This window comes from Enterobacter chinensis (genome assembly GCF_034008295.1).
Lineage (GTDB): Bacteria > Pseudomonadota > Gammaproteobacteria > Enterobacterales > Enterobacteriaceae > Enterobacter > Enterobacter chinensis.
Genome location: NZ_JARDVI010000004.1, coordinates 218,188 through 236,799, shown reverse-complemented (window position 1 = coordinate 236,799; position 18,612 = coordinate 218,188). Strand labels below are relative to the sequence as shown.

At 57.1% G+C, this 18,612-nt stretch carries 17 protein-coding genes; 3 read left to right on the top strand and 14 right to left on the bottom strand.

Annotation, left to right across the window (positions count from 1 at the left end; all coding sequences use genetic code 11):
* Window positions 1-5: 5 nt before the first annotated feature.
* From truA to pdxB, 3 genes are all read right to left on the bottom strand, one after another.
* A complete protein-coding gene (gene truA / locus PYW49_RS13840) occupies window positions 6-818 on the bottom strand; it encodes a tRNA pseudouridine(38-40) synthase TruA (RefSeq protein WP_047346643.1) in 813 nt (270 codons plus the stop codon).
* Window positions 818-1,831, bottom strand: coding sequence for an aspartate-semialdehyde dehydrogenase (locus PYW49_RS13835; RefSeq protein WP_320386727.1), 1,014 nt, complete (start codon window positions 1,829-1,831; stop codon window positions 818-820). The genes truA and PYW49_RS13835 overlap by 1 nt, the downstream gene beginning before the upstream one ends.
* Window positions 1,832-1,898: 67 nt before the next feature.
* Window positions 1,899-3,035, bottom strand: a complete 1,137-nt coding sequence (pdxB, locus tag PYW49_RS13830; protein WP_320386726.1) for a 4-phosphoerythronate dehydrogenase PdxB — start codon at window positions 3,033-3,035, stop codon at window positions 1,899-1,901.
* A 113-nt stretch (window positions 3,036-3,148) separates the two neighbouring features.
* Here pdxB and flk point away from each other — a divergent pair, with 113 nt between their 5' ends.
* Window positions 3,149-4,153, top strand: a complete 1,005-nt coding sequence (flk, locus tag PYW49_RS13825; RefSeq protein WP_320386725.1) for a flagella biosynthesis regulator Flk — start codon at window positions 3,149-3,151, stop codon at window positions 4,151-4,153.
* A gap of 85 nt (window positions 4,154-4,238) precedes the next feature.
* Here flk and PYW49_RS13820 read toward each other — a convergent pair whose 3' ends face one another.
* Both PYW49_RS13820 and fabB read right to left on the bottom strand, forming a co-directional pair.
* Window positions 4,239-5,417 (bottom strand): MFS transporter, encoded by a 1,179-nt coding sequence (locus PYW49_RS13820; RefSeq protein WP_320386724.1) that lies wholly within the window; start codon window positions 5,415-5,417, stop codon window positions 4,239-4,241.
* A gap of 208 nt (window positions 5,418-5,625) precedes the next feature.
* Complete coding sequence (fabB, locus tag PYW49_RS13815) at window positions 5,626-6,843, bottom strand: beta-ketoacyl-ACP synthase I (protein ID WP_134347748.1); 1,218 nt, start codon at window positions 6,841-6,843, stop codon at window positions 5,626-5,628.
* 158 nt (window positions 6,844-7,001) lie between these two features.
* Here fabB and mnmC point away from each other — a divergent pair, with 158 nt between their 5' ends.
* Window positions 7,002-8,999 carry a bifunctional tRNA (5-methylaminomethyl-2-thiouridine)(34)-methyltransferase MnmD/FAD-dependent 5-carboxymethylaminomethyl-2-thiouridine(34) oxidoreductase MnmC gene (gene mnmC / locus PYW49_RS13810; protein WP_320386723.1) on the top strand — a complete coding sequence of 666 codons (1,998 nt, stop codon included), beginning with the start codon at window positions 7,002-7,004 and terminating at the stop codon, window positions 8,997-8,999.
* A gap of 58 nt (window positions 9,000-9,057) precedes the next feature.
* Here mnmC and PYW49_RS13805 read toward each other — a convergent pair whose 3' ends face one another.
* From PYW49_RS13805 to prmB, 6 genes are read right to left on the bottom strand one after another with little or no spacing between them, the layout of a single operon-like run.
* Window positions 9,058-9,336, bottom strand: a complete 279-nt coding sequence (locus PYW49_RS13805) for a YfcL family protein (RefSeq protein WP_134347746.1) — start codon at window positions 9,334-9,336, stop codon at window positions 9,058-9,060.
* A gap of 13 nt (window positions 9,337-9,349) precedes the next feature.
* Window positions 9,350-9,895, bottom strand: coding sequence for an elongation factor P hydroxylase (locus PYW49_RS13800; RefSeq protein WP_134347745.1), 546 nt, complete (start codon window positions 9,893-9,895; stop codon window positions 9,350-9,352).
* Entirely contained in the window at window positions 9,895-10,704 is an 810-nt protein-coding gene (locus tag PYW49_RS13795; protein ID WP_131634830.1) for a sulfite exporter TauE/SafE family protein, read from the bottom strand. The genes PYW49_RS13800 and PYW49_RS13795 overlap by 1 nt, the downstream gene beginning before the upstream one ends.
* The gene (gene mepA, locus PYW49_RS13790; protein WP_134347744.1) at window positions 10,704-11,528 is read right to left on the bottom strand and encodes a penicillin-insensitive murein endopeptidase; all 825 of its coding nucleotides are present in this window, start codon (window positions 11,526-11,528) and stop codon (window positions 10,704-10,706) included. Before mepA ends, PYW49_RS13795 begins: the two co-directional genes overlap by 1 nt.
* A 2-nt stretch (window positions 11,529-11,530) precedes the next feature.
* Window positions 11,531-12,616, bottom strand: a complete 1,086-nt coding sequence (gene aroC / locus PYW49_RS13785) for a chorismate synthase (RefSeq protein ID WP_023312577.1) — start codon at window positions 12,614-12,616, stop codon at window positions 11,531-11,533.
* A gap of 60 nt (window positions 12,617-12,676) precedes the next feature.
* Window positions 12,677-13,609: a 50S ribosomal protein L3 N(5)-glutamine methyltransferase gene (gene prmB, locus PYW49_RS13780; RefSeq protein ID WP_008502612.1), complete on the bottom strand. Its 933-nt coding sequence runs from the start codon at window positions 13,607-13,609 to the stop codon at window positions 12,677-12,679.
* 145 nt (window positions 13,610-13,754) lie between these two features.
* Here prmB and smrB point away from each other — a divergent pair, with 145 nt between their 5' ends.
* A complete protein-coding gene (gene smrB, locus PYW49_RS13775; RefSeq protein WP_008502613.1) occupies window positions 13,755-14,306 on the top strand; it encodes an endonuclease SmrB in 552 nt (183 codons plus the stop codon).
* Window positions 14,307-14,356: 50 nt separating this feature from the next.
* On the opposite strand, the gene sixA is transcribed toward smrB, so the two are convergent.
* The 3 genes from sixA to fadI form a co-directional block, all read right to left on the bottom strand.
* Entirely contained in the window at window positions 14,357-14,842 is a 486-nt protein-coding gene (gene sixA / locus PYW49_RS13770; RefSeq protein WP_134347743.1) for a phosphohistidine phosphatase SixA, read from the bottom strand.
* A gap of 209 nt (window positions 14,843-15,051) precedes the next feature.
* The gene (gene fadJ / locus PYW49_RS13765) at window positions 15,052-17,199 is read right to left on the bottom strand and encodes a fatty acid oxidation complex subunit alpha FadJ (protein ID WP_320386722.1); all 2,148 of its coding nucleotides are present in this window, start codon (window positions 17,197-17,199) and stop codon (window positions 15,052-15,054) included.
* Window positions 17,199-18,509 carry an acetyl-CoA C-acyltransferase FadI gene (fadI, locus tag PYW49_RS13760; RefSeq protein ID WP_320386721.1) on the bottom strand — a complete coding sequence of 437 codons (1,311 nt, stop codon included), beginning with the start codon at window positions 18,507-18,509 and terminating at the stop codon, window positions 17,199-17,201. Before fadI ends, fadJ begins: the two co-directional genes overlap by 1 nt.
* Between the last annotated feature and the right edge of the window lie 103 nt (window positions 18,510-18,612).

Genomic DNA, 18,612 nt, shown 5'->3' with positions numbered 1-18,612 from the left:
TTTGTTTAGTCCGCTAAAAACAGCGGGCCCATTGGCGGTTTCGGCAGGTCAAACCGATCCGGATAGTCTACCGAGACCAGATACAACCCTTCCGCTTTCGCCGTGGCTGCCGCAAGCGTTCTGTCCTTCGCTGCCAGCAGGTCTGCAATCCAGCTCTCCGGCTGGTGTCCGGCACCCACTTCCATCAGGCTGCCCACAATATTCCGAACCATATGATGTACAAAGGCATTGGCTTTGATATCCACCACCACATACGCGCCATAACGACTGACGTTTATGTGCATGACGTTACGCCACGGCGTACGGGACTGACACTGGACCGCACGAAACGAGGTAAAGTCATTTTCACCAATCAGACACTGCGCCGCGCGATGCATACGTTCAGCATCAAGCGGTTCATAAAAATGCGTCACGCCCTGGCTCAACACCGCCGGACGCAGACGCTGGTTGTAGATGACATAACGGTAGCGACGCGCCGTCGCGCTGAAGCGCGCGTGAAAATCATCCGGCACAGCTTTTACCCAACGCACCGCAATGTCACCAGGTAAATTCGCATTTACACCCAGCGTCCAGGCGGCATCCTTACGCACGGCGGTGGTTTCAAAGTGAACCACCTGCCCTGTGCCGTGAACACCCGCGTCCGTACGTCCTGCACACAGGACGTTAATCGGCTCGTTTGCCACCTGAGAGAGCGCTTTCTCCAGCTTTTCCTGGACGCTGCGCACCTCATTCTGACGCTGCCAGCCATAATATTTACTGCCGTCGTACTCAATGCCGAGGGCAATTTTATGAACTGGCTTTTGCTCCACTGCTGACATCAGTACAGGTACTCCTGCACCAGTTTTTCAGCGATCTTCACCGCCATCAGCGCGCCGCCAAAGCGAACGTTATCGGCAACGGACCAGAACTGAACCTGCTCCGGCATACCGTAATCGTTGCGCACGCAGCCTACGGAGATATGTGCGCTGCCGGTGGCATCGCCCACCTGTGTCGGGAACTCGCTCTCTTCGGAAAGCACGATGTCTTCACCGCGGCCAAACGCATCGCGCGCCTCTTCTGCGGCCAGCGGACGCAGCGCTTCAAAGCCGACCATCTGCGCGTGGCCGTAGAAGACCGGGGACTGCACAACGTTCGCAGAAATCATCAGGCCATCGTCCTGCAGAATTTTACGGACTTCATCAACGATGCGGCGCTCCTCGCGTACGGAACCCTCGCGATCCGGCAGCAACGGCAGCATGTTGAACGCCAGCTGGCGGCCAAAGAAATCGTCTTCGTCAATCGGGATGCCGTTCAGCAGCTTCGCACTCTGTCCGGCCAGCGCGTCAACGGCCTTTTTGCCGTTCGCGGACGCGGACAGCAGGCTGGTGACGGTAATGCGCGACAGGCCGCCGTCGTCGATCAGCGGTTTCAGGGCGGTCAGCAGCTGGCTGGTCAGGCTGTTCGGTACCGCAATGACGTTACGGTTACGGTAGTCAGCCAGCACAAACGGGTTCACGTCCGGGACCACCAGCGGCACATCCGGCGCCATTGAGAACAGACCGCTCAGGTCGATCACCAGACAGCCTGCGTTGGTCGCCTCTTCAATGTATGCAGCAGTGGCTTCAGCGCCCGCGGCGAAAAATGCCAGTTGCGCCTGCGTCCAGTCGAACGCTGCCGCATCCTGGACCATCACAGATTTACCGTTAAAACGCAGATGCTCACCCGCGCTATCCGTACGCGCCAGCGCATAGATATCGCCCACCGGGAACTGACGCTCAGCAAGGGTTTCGAGCAGGGCTTCGCCCACGGCACCTGTGGCACCTAAAATGGCAATGTTCCAGCCTTCAGACATGGTGGTTTACTCCAGAAATAAAAAAGCGTCCCTGTCGGAGTATCCGACAGGGAGCATTAAGAAGACATTAACGCGCCGGGTGATGAACGGCGTTAAACCCCAGGTTATGCAGCAGCGTCGCCGCCGGGGCGTCGTCGCATATCACATACAGGGAAGACCACTCGCGGCGCTCAACATAGTTCTTGCGCAGCTTATCAAACTCACCCGGGATCCCCGCCACTTTACGCAGCAGCGCATCATCGCGGCGCACATCATACACCAAATGCACCAGCCTTTTCAGCGTTGCCTGATCGAGCGGGCCGTGCAGGGTAATGCGGCCAAATTCAGGTGCGGGGAGTAAGGTATCCAGCGCCACCTGCTGCGGATGGCCAATAAAAGCGCTGTAGGCCTCGAACACCTGCGTCGTGCCGCGCGCTTTCCCCTCGAGGGTATAACCGGCAATATGCGCGGTGCCCACGTCCACCTTGTTAAGCAACTCGACGTTGAGATCCGGCTCCGGCTCCCAGACGTCCAGCACCACGCTGAGGTTTTGTCCTTCATTCAGACACGTCAGCAGCGCGGCATTATCCACCACCGGACCACGGCAGGCATTTATCAGAATAGTGCCAGGCTTCAGACGGCGGATCAGCGCGTCGTCAGCGAGATGCAGCGTCTTATACGGCCCTTCTTTAAACAGCGGCGTGTGGAAAGTCAGTACATCGCACTGTTCAACCAGCTCATCCAGCGAGCGGAAATCCCCGTCATCACCGTTGTCTTTGCGCGGCGGATCGCATAACAGCGTACGGATCCCTAACGCTTCAAGGCGCTTTTGCAGGCGTCCGCCAACATTACCCACGCCGACAATCCCCACGGTGCGGTCTTTCAGCGTAAAACCATCACGCTCGGCCAGCATCAGCAACGAGGAGAAAACGTATTCCACAACGGCAATGGCATTACAGCCCGGCGCGGCGGAAAAACCGATCCCGGCCTGCGTAAGCCATTTATCATCCACATGATCGGTCCCTGCCGTTGCAGTCCCGACGAACTTAATCGCTTTACCAGCGAGCAATGCCTCATTTACTTTGGTCACCGAGCGCACCATCAGCGCGTCTGCGTCATCCAGTTCGTTGACCGGGATCGGGCGACCAGGGACAGCCTTAACGTTACCCAGGCGGCTAAACAGCTCCCGGGCATAAGGCATATTTTCATCAACGAGGATTTTCACGTCTGAGTACCTGTTTGAGAGGAAGAAAACCTGCCAAGTGTGCCATAATCTGGCCGCCAGGCATATACGTATGCCAGGTTTACGCTGAGTTTTGACTTTAAGGATTTTTGACGATGCAGCCCATTTCAGGCACGCCGCCGCGCCCTCCGGGTGAAGGCCCTGTTACGCCAAACGTTGCCGGCGAACAACCGCTATCCACGCAACAGCGCACCGTGCTGGAGCGACTGATCACGCGCCTGATTGCGCTGACTTCGCAGCAAAACGCGGAAGTCTGGGCGGGGGTAAAGCATGATTTGGGTATGAGAAACGACGCACCGCTGCAGTCGCGCCACTTCCCGGCTGCCGAGCAAAACCTGAACCAGCGTATCAATACCGCGCAGCAGAACCACACCACGCGCCAGATTGTCGCGCAGCTGACGGAGCTGCTTGGCCAGGGAAATAACCGCCAGGCGGTGAGTGATTTTATTCGCCAGCAGTATGGTCAGACCGCCCTGGGCCAGTTGACACCAGACCAGCTTAAAACCGTGCTGATGCTGTTGCAGAACAATGAGCTGTCTATTCCGCAGCCTCAGATGCGCCCGTCGACCGAGCGTTCGCTGCTGCCCGCAGAGCACAACACGCTTAAACAGATGGTGACAAAACTGGCCGCAGCCACCGGCGAACCGACGAAGCTTATCTGGCAATCCATGCTGGAACTGTCCGGCGTGAAGGCGGGCGAGCTGATTCCGGCCAAACAGTTTACCCATCTGGTGACCTGGCTCCAGGCGCGCCAGACGCTCAGCACCCAGAATGCCCCTACCCTGCATACCGTTCAGGCCGCACTGAAACAGCCGCTTGAGCCGCGCGAGTTCGAGGTGATTCGGGATTACGCCCAGCAAAACTGGCAGGCCACACCGCAAACGGTACTGACTACCGCACAGGTGCAGGATGTGCTCAATCAGATCTTCGTTCGTCGCGCCGAGCGCGAAAGCGGCATGCCAGAGGTGAGAAACATTCAGCCAATCTACAGCCCGCTGTTTGCGCCAGTTGTGGAAACCTTCAGAACCCTCTCTGCGCGTCCGGGTTTGCTGTTTATTGCGCTACTGATTGCGCTGGCGATTTTCTGGCTGGTTGCTTAAAACTGCCGGGTGGCGGCTACGCCTTACCCGGCCTACGGTTCGCGCGGTTGTAGGCCCGGTAAGCGCAGCGCCGCCGGGCATAAAACTACGACCTGCGAAACGCCACCAGCGTCACCACAATCCCAACCACCGCTGAAACCGCACCAGCCAGGAAGACGGACGGATAGCCAAACGAGGTGGCTAACAGCCCGGCCAGCGGTCCGGTTACTCCGTACGAGATATCCTGAAACGCCGCATAGCCGCCCAGCGCCGTACCGCGCACCTGCGGGGCCACGCGCTTCACCACTTCGACGCCGAGTGCCGGGAAAATCAGTGAACAACCGCAGCCGGTCAGCGCCGCACCAAGCAGCGCAACGGATGCCACGGGTGCATTCCACAACAGCAGCAGACCGATGGTTTCAATCACCAGCGACGCCACCGCCACCTTCACGCCGCCAAAGCGGTCCGGCATCCAGCCGAAGAGCACGCGCATCAGCACAAATGCACCGCCAAAAGCGGTGAGTGTAAAACCGGCCATCGCCCAGCCACGGCTCATAAAATAGAGCGAGACGAACGTACCAATCACCGCAAACCCCACGCCCTGCAGTGCCAGGCCAAGACCCGGCTGCCAGATTTGGCCGACAACACTCCACAGGGAAGGACGCTCGCCTTTGTGCGCGGGCACTTTACGCACCGAGCCGTTAAACGCCCACGCCAGCAGCGGCAGCACCATGGTGGTTGCTGCCAGTGCCGCAAATCCGAACTGGCTATTGATGAGCAGCCCAAGCGGTGCGCCCGCGGCCAACGCGCCATAGATGGCCATGCCGTTCCAGGACATCACTTTGCCGGAACGTGCCGGGCCCACCAGGCCCATTCCCCAGGTCAGGGTGCCGGTCAGCAGCTGGCTTTCACCAAAGCCAAGGATTAAACGGCCCAGAACCAGCAGCGCAAATTTATACGCGGCGTCTACCGGCAGGAGAGCCGCCAGCAGCCATGCGCCGCCCGCCAGCCCGCAGGCAAACATCCCCTGCAGCGCTGAGCGTTTAGCACCGTGCTGATCCGCCAGCCGTCCGGCGTATCCGCGGGTTAAAACCGTGGCTAAAAACTGGATGCCTACGGCGATGCCAACCATAGTATTGCCATAGCCGAGTTCCTGGTGAACGAACAGCGGGATCACAGGCAGCGGCAGGCCAACGGTCATATAGGTCAGGAATACTGCAAAGGCGATACGGAACAGCGAGACGTTCGCTGAAGAAGTTGTTTCTGTTTGAGTTACTGCAGTCATGCTTTACTCCGAAATGAAGAGTAAGGCGGGAAAATGCCACGCCCCCTCCACCTGTTTATCAGGATTAAGGTGCGTTGGTTGACGTTAAACGCTTACGCATTATCGTGAGGATAATGTTGAGTGGTGAAGTTTGCCTGTGAGATCAGCCGGTTGTCAATGCATAAAAAAAGGGAGCCTTATGGCTCCCTTTCTGAATCAAACATAAAACTTATGCTTTCAGCTTACGCATGACCAGAGTGGCGTTGGTGCCACCGAAACCGAAGCTGTTGGACATGACGGTGGTCAGTGTCGCTTCCATTGGTTTGGTCACGATGTTCAGGCCAGCAGCCTGCTCATCCATCTCATCAATGTTGATACTTGGGGCGATAAAGCCGTTTTCCAGCATCAGCAGAGAGTAGATCGCTTCCTGCACGCCAGCCGCACCCAGAGAGTGACCGGTCATGGCTTTGGTCGCGGAAATCGCCGGGCTGTTGTCGCCGAAAACTTCACGGATCGCACCCAGCTCTTTCACGTCGCCTACTGGTGTAGATGTCCCGTGAGAGTTCAGGTAGTCGATTGGGGTGTCAACACCGTGCATCGCCATCTTCATGCAGCGCACTGCGCCTTCGCCGGATGGAGCCACCATATCGGCACCGTCAGACGTTGCACCGTAGCCCACGATTTCAGCGTAGATGTGCGCGCCACGAGCCAGCGCGTGCTCCAGTTCTTCAACCACAACCATACCGCCGCCGCCAGCGATAACGAAACCGTCACGGTGCGCATCATAAGTACGGGATGCTTTATCCGGGGTCTCATTGTACTTGGTGGACAGTGCACCCATTGCGTCGAATTCACAGGCCATTTCCCAGCCCAGCTCTTCGCCGCCGCCAGCAAATACGATGTCCTGTTTACCCAGTTGGATCTGCTCAACAGCATTACCGATGCAGTGTGCGGAAGTTGCACACGCAGAGCTGATGGAGTAGTTCACACCGTGGATTTTGAATGGGGTCGCCAGGCATGCGGAAACCGCAGAACCCATGGCTTTGGTTACCACGTACGGACCTACCGCTTTCAGACCACGCGGGCTACGCATCGCGTCAGCACCGAATACCTGCGCTTTTGATGAGCCGCCGGAACCGGCGATCAGACCCACGCGCGGGTTGTTCTGATAAACCTCTTCGCTCAGGCCGGAATCTTTGATCGCTTCCTGCATGGAGAGATAAGCATAAATAGAGGCATCGTTCATGAAACGAACCACTTTGCGGTCAATCAAACCGGTGGTGTCCAGTTTGACGTTACCCCATACGTGGCTACGCATACCTGAATCTTTAAACTCTTCAGAGAAAGTGATCCCGGAGCGTCCTTCACGCAGAGATGCCAGGACTTCCTGCTGGTTATTACCGATGCTGGAAACAATGCCCAGGCCAGTAATCACTGCACGTTTCATTCAATACCTCTGTAAGTCGCACTATAGTAAGTTTCGAGTCGCACAATAGCGTACACTTGTACGCCGAACAAGTCCGATCAGACATTTTCTGCGGAAATTTGCACCAATGGACTCACATCGTTAAGATCGTGCCACTGCCTGTCAGACGAGTAACTTACGTGAAACAAAACGCTATACAACCCGCCAACCTCGAATTCAACGCTGAGGGTACACCTGTTTCCCGAGATTTTGATGACGTCTATTTTTCTAATGATAACGGACTTGAAGAAACCCGCTATGTTTTCCTCGACGGAAACCAGCTCAGCGCCCGCTTCCCGGTGCACCCGCGTAGCCTGTTTGTGGTCGCGGAGAGCGGATTCGGCACCGGGCTGAATTTTTTAACCCTCTGGCAAGCGTTCGATCGGTTTCACGCTGTACACCCTGAGGCTACGCTACAAAGATTACATTTCATCAGTTTCGAAAAATTCCCGCTCACCGCGCACGACCTGCGGCTTGCTCATCAGCGCTGGCCGGAGCTTGCAGCCTGGGCAGAGCAGCTTCAGGCACAATGGCCGCCCCACATCGGCGGCTGTCATCGCCTGATTCTGGACGGCGGACGCGTCACGCTGGACCTCTGGCTTGGCGACATTAACGACCTGACCGATACGCTTGATGATTCGATGAATCAGAAGGTGGACGCGTGGTTCCTGGACGGCTTTGCGCCCGCCAAAAACCCGGACATGTGGAGCCAGCATCTGTTCGAAGCAATGGCACGCCTGGCGCGTCCTGGCGCAACGCTCGCCACCTTTACCTCGGCAGGCTTTGTCCGCCGCGGGTTGCAGGAGGCGGGCTTTACCATGCAGAAAACCAAAGGGTTTGGCCGCAAGCGCGACATGCTTGTCGGCAGGATGGATCAGACGCTGGACATTCCTGCTCAGGCCCCCTGGTTTGCACGCAATGCCAGCGCATCACGTGAGGTGGCGATAGTCGGCGGGGGGATTGCCAGCGCCCTGCTCTCTCTCGCGCTTGTTCACCGTGGCTGGCAGGTTACGCTCTACTGTGCTGACGACGCACCAGCAAACGGCGCGTCCGGTAATCGCCAGGGCGCGCTCTATCCGCTTTTAAGCGCGCATGACCCGGCGCTGTTCCAGTTTTTCCCGGCGGCGTTTACCTTCGCCCGTCGCCTGTACGACGCTCTGCCGGTGGCGTTCGACCATGACTGGTGCGGCGTGACGCAGCTCGGCTGGGATGATAAGAGCCAGCAAAAAATCACGCAGATGCTGTCGCTGGGTCTGCCTGACGAGGTTGCCCGCGCGGTGAGCCCACAGCAGGTGGCTGAAACCGCTGGCGTTGAAACGGGCTGCGGCGGTATTCAGTATCCCCTCGGCGGCTGGCTGTGCCCGGCTGAACTGACCGCTGCGGTGATTGCTCTTGCGCAGTCGCGCGGGCTGACGGTGCATTATGCCCACAAGGTGGAATCGCTGAGTCGGATAGAACACTGGAATCTGCGTTTTGCTGATGGGAAAGAGGCGAGCCATGCCAGCGTTGTGCTGGCAAACGGACATAACATCAGTCAGTTTATCCAGACAGAGACGCTGCCGGTTTATCCGGTCGGCGGTCAGGTGAGCCATATCCCGACCGCCCCCGAATTGAGCAAACTGCGCCAGGTGCTGTGCTATGACGGCTATCTGACGCCGCAAAATCCGTCAAATGGTCATCACTGCATCGGGGCCAGCTATCATCGTGGCGAGACGGATATGCGCTACAGCGAGGCGGATCAGACGCAGAACCGCCAACGCCTGATTGACTGTTTCCCGGATGCGGCGTGGGCGAAAGAGGTCGACGTCAGCAAGGGAGAAGCGCGCTGCGGCGTGCGCTGTGCCACCCGCGATCATCTGCCAATGGCGGGAAATGTGCCGGACTACGAAGCCACGCTTGAAGCCTATCATGATCTGGCTGAACACAAGGACACAGCGGTGGCCGCACCGGTCTATCCGGAGCTGTTTATGCTGGGCGGGCTGGGTTCTCGCGGGCTGTGCTCTGCGCCGCTGCTGGCTGAAGTGTTAGCCGCGCAAATGAGCGACGAGCCGATTCCGCTGGACAGGGTTACGCTTGCGGGACTTAATCCAAATCGCTTGTGGGTAAGGAAACTGCTGAAGGGGAAGAAGGTTAAGTAGGGTATGGTCTGGTGCCCTCACCGCGTCCCTCTCCCACAGGGAGAGGGAGGTGAAACGCTTACTTCGCTTTCGCCTGCTTGAACAAATTGTCCCACATGCCCAGCACCAGAGACTGGTCGCGTGGAGAGAGTTCCCCTGCCTGAATGGCTTTCTCCAGGCTGCGGGTCACTTCGTCGTGAACGGCCTCGGCAGAGTGATCGTCCCCTGCCTCCAGCTCGGCAACAGCCAGCGTCAGGTGACCACGCAGATAACCGCTGGCGAACAGCTCATCATCACTGGCGTGTTCCACCATGTCATCAATTAACGCCAGAATGCGTGATTCAAATTCTGCGATCATCTTCTTTCCTCTGTTAAAGATCTTCCGGCCAAGGGAAGCATTCCGCCGTCATCTCCGGCGTGTGGTAATAATTCTGTAAGGCCTTGATCAGACGTGCCGGACGTTCCGGGATGCCCTTCTCAAGATATTCCATCACCTGCGCGTGAACGCGGCGCTGGAAGACGATACGGTCCGGCTCGAAGTCGCCTTCGAGGTTGTCGCAGCTAACGTTGAACGGGAAGCCCGCCGCCACGCAGAATAGCCACTCCAGCGCCTGCGGTTTCACTTCCACATCTTCAAACTGCCCCTGCGTGGCGGCGTCACGTCCGTCCGGGCAGTACCAGTAACCGAAGTCCACCAGCTCGCGACGCGCTTTCCCCGCGATGCACCAGTGAGAAATCTCGTGAAGACCGCTGGCGTAAAAGCCGTGCGCAAAGACGATACGGTTGTACGGTACTTCCGCATCAGCAGGAAGATAGATCGGTTCGTCGTCGCCTTTAATCAGACGGGTATTAAAATCATCAGCAAAACAGCCGTCAAAAATCTCAATCAGCTGTTCGTATTTATGCGTACTGTTCATTAGTTCATCCCCAACCAGGTGAGGATCTCCTGTCCATGGCTGTCATAAAGCAGTTTGGCGCTCATTACCGCCGAGACGATAACAATCATCGGGCGAATCAGTTTTTGTCCTTTGCTTAACACCAGACGTGAGCCCGCGCGCGCGCCCAGAAACTGCCCTGCCATCATCACAAAGCCGGTTGCCCAGATGACCTTGCCGCCAATGATAAACAGCAGCAGGCCGCCGACGTTCGAGGTCGCGTTGAGCACTTTGGCATGAGCGGTGGATTTGGCAAGGTTAAACCCGGCCAGCGTCACAAACGCCAGCGCGTAAAACGAGCCTGCACCCGGGCCAAAGAAACCGTCGTAAAAACCCACACAGCCCCCGGCAATCAGGGCAAACGGCAGGCCGTGCAGACGACGCTGGCGATCCTCTTCACCGAGCTTGGGCATCAGCAAGAAGTAAAGACCGATGCAGATAACCAGAATCGGCAGGATCTGACGCAAAATATCAGACTGCACGTGCTGAACCAGCAGCGCGCCCGACGTCGAGCCGATAAAGGTCATCAGAATATTCAGCTTCTGATCGGCAAGGTTTACCACTTTTCGCCGAATAAAGTAGAGCGACGCGGAGAGCGATCCGCCGCAGGCCTGAAGTTTATTCGTGGCGAGCGCCTGGGCAGGGCTCATCCCCACCGCCAGCAGTGCCGGAACGGTCAACAAACCGCCCCCACCCGCCAGGGCATCGATAAAACCGGCTAACATCGCAACAAAAAACAGTGCCGCCAGCATCCACGGTGACACCATAAACAAATCGACGAAATTATCCATTAAAGTACATGCTCATCCAGTAGCGCCTGGCAGGAAGGCGGCAACGGAGGCGGTGTCTTCTTCTCAGGCTTAGAGGTTCCAGGTTTTGCCGGTTCAAACCAGCTTTGCAGTTCCGCACCGCAGCCATCGCCTGGCGGAGGTAACGGCTGATCTTCACACTCCAGGCTGTTCGCCGGGCAGCGCAGACGAACGTGCATATGCGCACGATGCTGGAACCACGGGCGCACTTTGCGCAGCCAGTCGCGATCGGTTCCGGCATCCAGGCAGAGCTGCTGCTTGATGGCCGGGTTGACGAAAATCCGCGTGACGTCGTTATCTTCTGCCGCCAGCTTGATCATGCTGGAAACATCCCGCGTCCAGAGTGATGGCACAACGCGCTTACCGTCGCTCGCCACCAGATCCAGCGCCTGCGGTTTCAGCAGTTGGGCTGACGTCCAGCGCGCTTTCGGCAGCTGCAGGAAGATATCAACATCCAGTCCGGTCTGGTGACTGGCGTGTCCACCGTTAAAACGACCGCCAGCAGGCATCCCCATATCGCCGATCAGCATCGTGCCCAGCCCCAGGTTATGCACCTGGTTTCCCAGACGCTGGATGAACAGCACCAGATCCGGGTGGCCGAAATAGCGTCGCTGATCGGTACGCATCACCTGGTAGGTATCAGACTGCAGAGGCAGCTCCTGAGCACCAACGATACATCCGTTCGAAAAGGCGCCAATAGACTGGGCGCTCCCCGCTACCGGGTGGGTGATTTTTTGCCATGGCGTCGCGGCCAGACTGGCCCCACTGACCAACAACGCCAGCAGAGCAATTGCGGTTTTTTTCATGTTTACCAGCGTGGAATGGTGGTCGTCACATCCGCATTCTGCGCGCGCTGGCGCAGGAAGTGATCCATCAGCACGATCGCCAGCATCGCTTCTGCGATCGGCACCGCGCGGATCCCCACGCACGGATCGTGACGTCCTTTGGTGATCATCTCAACTTCTTCGCCATCGCGGTTAATCGTGTGGCCCGGCACGGTAATGCTGGAGGTTGGCTTCAGCGCGATGTTGGCGATAATCTGCTGTCCACTACTGATCCCCCCGAGGATGCCGCCCGCGTGGTTGCTCTGAAAACCCGCTTTCGTGATTTCGTCGCGGTTCTGGCTGCCACGGAGCTGAACCACGTCAAAACCGTCGCCAATCTCTACGCCCTTCACCGCGTTGATGCTCATCAGCGCGTGGGCAATGTCGGCGTCGAGACGGTCGAATACCGGTTCGCCCCAGCCAGCCGGGACGCCGTCGGCAACTACGGTCACTTTCGCCCCAATGGAGTCGCCCTCTTTTTTCAGGCCGCGCATCAGTTCATCCAGCGCTTCAAGCTTGTCTGCGTCAGCGCAGAAGAACGGGTTTTGTTCTACCTGATCCCAGTCTTTGATCGCCAGCGGAATGTCGCCCATCTGGGTCAAACAGCCGCGGATGACGATGCCAAACTTCTGCTGCAGATACTTTTTAGCAATCGCCCCTGCTGCCACGCGCATCGCGGTTTCACGCGCCGATGAACGTCCGCCGCCGCGATAGTCGCGAAAGCCGTACTTTTGTTCGTAGGTGTAATCAGCGTGCCCCGGACGGAAGACGTCTTTGATAGCACCGTAGTCCTGAGAGCGCTGATCGGTATTTTCGATCAGCAAACCAATGCTGGTGCCGGTGGTGCGGCCTTCAAAAACGCCAGAGAGAATTTTGACCTGGTCCGGCTCGCGACGCTGCGTGGTGTAGCGAGAGGTACCCGGACGACGACGGTCAAGGTCGTGCTGTAAATCTGCTTCGGTCAGTTCTATGCCTGGCGGTACGCCATCAACGATACAGCCCAGCGCCAGCCCGTGCGACTCACCAAACGTGGTCACCCGGAATACCTGTCCAATACTGTTTCCTGCCATCACGGCTCCGATGTTGTTGTTTGTGTTTGAGCGTTGTGAAACGGGCCGAAGCCCGCTGGATTAATCTTTATAGATGCTGAAGTGTTCGCGCGCGTCGAGCAGCTGCGCTTTGGTCAGCATAAAGACGCCGTCACCGCCGTTGTCGAACTCAAGCCAGGTGAATGGCACATCCGGGTACTGCTCTATCAGATGTACCATGCTGTTGCCTACTTCACAAATCAGAACGCCGTCATCGGTCAGATAATCCGGCGCGCAGGCCAGGATGCGGCGGGTCAGCTTCAGGCCGTCAGAGCCTGACGCCAGACCCAGCTCCGGCTCGTGACGGTATTCGTTTGGCAGATCGGACATGTCTTCAGCATCGACGTACGGCGGGTTCGTGACGATGAGATCGTACTGCAGCGTCGGCAGGTCGCGGAACAGGTCAGAGCGAATTGGCGTAACGTGATGGATCAGGCCGTGCTCTTCAATGTTGTGCTCGGTCACGGCCAGCGCATCGGTGGAGATATCTACGGCGTCGACTTCCGCTTCCGGGAAGGCGTAAGCGCAGGCAATGGCAATGCAGCCGCTGCCGGTACACATATCCAGAATGTGCTGCGGCTGATGGCCAATCAAACCTTCAAAGTGGTTGTTGATCAGTTCACCAATCGGCGAGCGCGGCACCAGCACGCGTTCATCGACATAGAACTCATGGCCGCAGAACCAGGCTTTGTTGGTCAGATAGGCGACCGGAATGCGCTCGTTCACGCGACGGATCACGCGCTCAACGATACGGTGTTTTTCGCTGGAGGTCAGACGCGCGGTGCGCATGTCTTCCGGGATATCCAGCGGCAGGTAGAGGGATGGCAGCACCAGCTGCACGGCTTCATCCCACGGGTTATCGGTACCGTGACCGTACCAGATATTAGCGGCGCTGAAGCGGCTAACCGACCAGCGCAACATGTCCTGTATGGTATGCAGCTCGTTTACTGCTTCATCGACAAATATTTTATCCACTCTTTCCTCCAGGGCATGCTCGCATAATTTTCGGCGGCTAGTTTGCCATGAAGACGGCGATAAATCAGCAATGACGCGTCGCGCTTGAGGTTAAAAAATGCGTTTAGTCGGGTACACTATCGGAAATACGAGATGAGAATGACAAATGAAAAAGAAAACATCGCTCAGCGAGGAGGATCAGGCGCTCTTCCGGCAGCTGATGACCGGGACGCGTAAAATCGCGCAGGACACCATTGTCCATCGCCCGCAGCGTAAAAAAATCAGCGAAGTACCGGTCAAGAGACTGCTGCAGGAGCAGGCGGATAACAGCCACTATTTTTCAGATGAATTTCAGCCTCTGCTCAACACGCAAGGGGCTGTGAAGTATGTCCGTGAAGACGTAAGCCATTTTGAGCTGAAAAAGTTACGCCGTGGGGATTATTCGCCAGAGCTGTTTCTCGATCTGCACGGGTTAACGCAGATGCAGGCCAAACAGGAACTGGGGGCACTGATCGCAGCCTGTCGTCGCGAACATGTTTTTTGCGCCTGCGTGATGCACGGCCACGGTAAACATATCCTCAAGCAACAGACACCGCTGTGGCTGGCTCAGCATCCACACGTGATGGCTTTTCATCAGGCACCCAAAGAGTACGGCGGAGATGCCGCATTACTGGTGTTGATTGAAGTGGAAGAGTGGCAGCCGCCGGAATTACCCTGATACGACGGCGGGAGGCTGATATTGTTCCCTCCGCGCTATCGTACGTCACGTCAGATGGCTTTTGCCATCTTCAGGTTGCACGGACTCATTTGCCAGTTGAAGACACCTTTGCCCGTTTCGTCCAGGGAAACATTGGCAATGGCAGATGTCGTGAACATCGGCGGGGTTTCGCCCGGGCACAGCTCAGATACCAGATAGCCAACCAGTGGCAGGTGGGAAATGACCAGCGCGGAAGCGACACCTTCATTGCACAGCGCCTGGAGATAAGCGCTGACAAGGCCTACATCGCCACATGGGGTGAGTTCAGGGAGAACATCCACACTGGCCGGCAGGTTCATACACTCCCCCACCACATCCAGCGTCTGTTCTGCACGCAGGAACGGACTCACCAGAACGCGTTCGATGTCCACTTTTTGACCGTTAAGCCAGGTCGCCATCTGACGAGATTCGTCGCAGCCACAGACGGTCAAAGGACGTACTGAGTCACTGGCGGCATCGAGTGCCGCGTCGCCGTGACGCATGATAAAAACTTGCATATTGCACCGCTTTTGTTAACCAGAATCACCGGCGTTAACTACCCGCTATAAATACTGAGAGGTAGAAAACCCGATGGTCGGGCATTGTGCCTGATCCATTCGGTGAATGAAACGCTGTTTTTTACCTCAATGGCGTAAGTATAGTCAATCTCTGTTTACAAAATCGCCAGAACAGGTTCATTCACTTCAGGATTTACCCTTCTTTGACCTCAGCTTACGAGGACAGTTTCCCTTGCAGGCCAAAATGTCTGGCCCCGTTCCGCCATCTGCAATAATTCGTCACACGGTGTAAACCGGGGACCATATTGCGAAGCCAGACGTTGCAGGATAGCAACCACTTCACCCGCGCCGAGCGTATCCATGTAACGGAACGGACCGCCAAGGAATGGCGGGAAACCAATGCCAAATACCGCGCCGATGTCACCATCGCGCGCGCTCTTGATCACCTGCTCACCAAAGCAGCGCGCCGCTTCATTGAGCATCATCATCACACAGCGTTCAGCACACTGGACGGCGGACAGTTTTCCCTGACCGGTGGTCGAAATAAGTCCATAAACCGAAGGGTCGACCTGTTTCCTGCTTTTACGCCCTTTCGCGCCGTAAAGATAGAAACCGCGTTCATTTTTTCTTCCTTTGCGATCGTCCTTCAAAATTGCAGAAACAATGTTTGCAGGTGGGCTAAAACGATCGCCATATGCAGCTTCCAGCACTGGTATAATTTTAGTGCCGGTATCTATTCCCACCTCATCCAAAAGTTGGATTGGGCCAACGGGGAAACCAAACTTTACCAGCGCCTCGTCGACGTGCTCTATCTTCTCGCCTTCCGTCAGCAGCCGCATGGCTTCATTAATATAGGGTGCCAGAATGCGGTTGACGTAAAAGCCGGCTTTGTCCGCCACCACGATCGGCGTCTTGCCCTGCATTTTAGCCAGCTTCACTACGGTGGCGATGGTTTGCGGGCTGGTCGTGGCATGTGGGATCACCTCCACCAGCGGCATTTTTTCAACCGGACTGAAAAAGTGCAGGCCTATCACCTGCTCCGGACGCACGGCGTTAGCCGCAATATCGCCAATCGGTAATGACGACGTGTTTGAGGCAAAAATGGTATGCGGCGCGCAATGTTGCTCAACGTCAGCGACCATCTGCTGCTTCAGCGCCAGGTCTTCAAACACGGCTTCAATCACCAGATCGCGATGCGCAAAACCGCTATAATCCGTCGTGCCGGAGATCATCGCCAGGGTCTTATCGCGCTCGCTTGCTCTGATATGGCGGCGTTTAACCTTTTGATCAAGGTTCTGCCAACTGTACTGCAGCGCATGGTTGATCCCTTTCGCAGCGATGTCTTTGATCCGTATAGGCAATTTACCTTTGCTTGCAGTAACAAATGAAATGCCTCCGCCCATGAGTCCCCCACCCAGCACGCCAATAGCACGCAGCGGCGCAGGCTGCGCCTCGCTACCGGGATCTTTTTTCACGTCAGTGCTGGCGAAGAAGATGCTGCGCAGCGCCTGCGACTGGGGCGTCATCGCCAGTTCGCCAAAGGCTTTAGCCTCCGCGGCATAGCCGCTGCTGCTTCCCTGGGACAACCCGGTTTCAATAACCTCCAGGATCCGCTTTGCCGCCGGGTAGTTGCCTTTGGTTTTTTGTTCGGTCTTTTTGCCCACCATGTTGAACAGGAGCGTTCTCCCCAGCGGACCGGCCAGCACGCGCTCGCGTACCGGCAAAGGACGCTTTGCCTGACGTCCTTTCAGCGCAAGCTCAACGGCGGCCTCCAGCAAAATGGAATGCGGTACGACGTCATCGACCAGACCTACCTTCTGCGCCTGGCGGGCACGCAGCTGTTTACCGGTTAAGATCATCTCCAGCGCCGTGCTGACGCCTACCAGGCGCGGCAGACGTTGCGTTCCGCCGGAGCCAGGCAGCAAGCCGAGCTGCACTTCAGGCAGTCCTAAAACGGTTTTTGCATCGTCAGTGCAGATGCGGCTATGACAGGCCAGTGCCAGCTCCAGTCCCCCGCCCAGGCAAGCGCCGTGGATCGCTGCGACGACCGGGATCGGCAGGCCGCTAATCTCCGCCATTACCTGCTGGCCCTGACGTGCCAGTTCTTCAGCTTCCAGAGCGCTTTGCGCCCGGGCAATCATGTTGATATCGGCCCCGGCAATAAAGTTGTCCGGCTTGGCAGAGATAAACACCAGACCGCGGATAGCCTTGTTTTCGCGGATCTGCTTTAGCATTGCGCGCACCTGAACACCAAACTCGGCTTTCAGGGTATTCATCTTTTCACCAGGAACATCAATGGTTATCACGGCGACGTTATCGAGGCGAACCGTCAGATTAAAGGCAGATGTCATTTCCATTATTCAGCCTCCAGAACCATTGCTGCACCCAGTCCACCCGCCGCACAGGCGGTGACGAGACCAAAACCACCGCCACGGCGGCGTAGCTCGTGTAATGTTTGCGTAATCATCCTCGCCCCTGTCGCCGCAAATGGATGACCATAGGCGATGGAGCCCCCCAGCACGTTAAATTTACTCTGATCCACTTCGCCTGTGGCATGCGCGCGGCCCAGCACATCGCGCGCAAAACGCTCGCTTGCCAGCAGCTGTACGTTAGCCAGGGTTTGCGCGGCGAACGCTTCGTGCATATCAATCAGGGTTAAATCAGCCAGCGTCAGCCCCGCGCGATCCAGCGCCAGCGGCGTGGACCAGGCCGGACCTAACAGCATGTCCTGCCAGACATCAATGGCGGTAAAAGCATAGCTGCGTAAATAGCCCAGCGAAGTGATGCCCAGCTCTTTTGCGCGGGATTCGGTCATCAGGATCACAGCGGCAGCCCCATCCGTCAGTGGCGTACTGTTAGCCGCCGTCACCGTGCCATGTTTACGGTCAAACGCAGGGCGCAGTTTTGCGTAATCCGCCAGCGTCGAGGTGCCGCGAATATTGTTATCTTCCGCGAGCGGTTCGCGGTAGGGCGGAATATAGGCAGTCATGACTTCATCGGACAGCTTGCCTTCCGACCAGGCTTTTGCCGCAAGCTGATGTGAACGATGCGCCAGGGCATCTTGCTGTTCACGGGTAATGCCGTACGTTTTTGCCATCTGCTCAGCGGTATCTCCCATGCGCAGGCCGGTAGAGTATTCCGCTACGGCAGGTGGCACAGGCATGAGGTCGCGCAGGCGTAAGCGCGAGAAGAGTTTGAGTTTCTGACCCGTCGTGCGGGCTTTGTTGGCATCCACCAGGATGCGCGCCAGCTTTTTACTGACCCCAATCGGCAGTACCGAAGAGGAGTCCGCCCCACCTGCAATCCCGGCGCGGATCGTGCCCGCCATCAGGCTTTCGGCAACGTTAGCAACGGCCTGGAAACTTGTCGCACAGGCGCGGCTAACGCTGTAGGCATCGGTATGAACGTTCATCCCGGTACCGAGTACAATTTCCCGCGCAATATTGGGGGCTTCCGGCATCTGCACGACCTGGCCGAAAACCAGCTGCTCGATAACTTCAGGCGGAATTTCGCTGCGAGCCAGCATCTCTCCCACTACCATTTTCCCCAGGTCGACAGCCGGTATGCCATGAAACGCCGTTGCCTGACGCGCAAATGGCGTGCGCAATCCGCTGACGATGGCAATGCGATCGCCCTGACGGGTAATAAGCGGTAATGCCTGACTCATAACACTCCCCTGTAAAAATTATCTCAAACATAAAGTGGTCTGACCTGATAATAGTCTTAACCATTTTTTTACATTCAGCCAATCGGGGAAACGAAAAAGTGCG

What these genes read in the sequence shown, in the direction of transcription:
- fadJ (WP_320386722.1), bottom strand. Translation starts at nt 17,199, where the DNA reads ATGGAAATGACATCTGCCTTTAATCTGACGGTTCGCCTCGATAACGTC.
- PYW49_RS13835 (WP_320386727.1), bottom strand. Translation starts at nt 1,831, where the DNA reads ATGTCTGAAGGCTGGAACATTGCCATTTTAGGTGCCACAGGTGCCGTG.
- PYW49_RS13795 (WP_131634830.1), bottom strand. Translation starts at nt 10,704, where the DNA reads ATGGATAATTTCGTCGATTTGTTTATGGTGTCACCGTGGATGCTGGCG.
- truA (WP_047346643.1), bottom strand. Translation starts at nt 818, where the DNA reads ATGTCAGCAGTGGAGCAAAAGCCAGTTCATAAAATTGCCCTCGGCATT.
- fadI (WP_320386721.1), bottom strand. Translation starts at nt 18,509, where the DNA reads ATGAGTCAGGCATTACCGCTTATTACCCGTCAGGGCGATCGCATTGCC.
- fabB (WP_134347748.1), bottom strand. Translation starts at nt 6,843, where the DNA reads ATGAAACGTGCAGTGATTACTGGCCTGGGCATTGTTTCCAGCATCGGT.
- sixA (WP_134347743.1), bottom strand. Translation starts at nt 14,842, where the DNA reads ATGCAAGTTTTTATCATGCGTCACGGCGACGCGGCACTCGATGCCGCC.
- mepA (WP_134347744.1), bottom strand. Translation starts at nt 11,528, where the DNA reads ATGAAAAAAACCGCAATTGCTCTGCTGGCGTTGTTGGTCAGTGGGGCC.
- PYW49_RS13805 (WP_134347746.1), bottom strand. Translation starts at nt 9,336, where the DNA reads ATGATCGCAGAATTTGAATCACGCATTCTGGCGTTAATTGATGACATG.
- PYW49_RS13800 (WP_134347745.1), bottom strand. Translation starts at nt 9,895, where the DNA reads ATGAACAGTACGCATAAATACGAACAGCTGATTGAGATTTTTGACGGC.
- PYW49_RS13820 (WP_320386724.1), bottom strand. Translation starts at nt 5,417, where the DNA reads ATGACTGCAGTAACTCAAACAGAAACAACTTCTTCAGCGAACGTCTCG.
- flk (WP_320386725.1), top strand. Translation starts at nt 3,149, where the DNA reads ATGCAGCCCATTTCAGGCACGCCGCCGCGCCCTCCGGGTGAAGGCCCT.
- smrB (WP_008502613.1), top strand. Translation starts at nt 13,755, where the DNA reads ATGAAAAAGAAAACATCGCTCAGCGAGGAGGATCAGGCGCTCTTCCGG.
- aroC (WP_023312577.1), bottom strand. Translation starts at nt 12,616, where the DNA reads ATGGCAGGAAACAGTATTGGACAGGTATTCCGGGTGACCACGTTTGGT.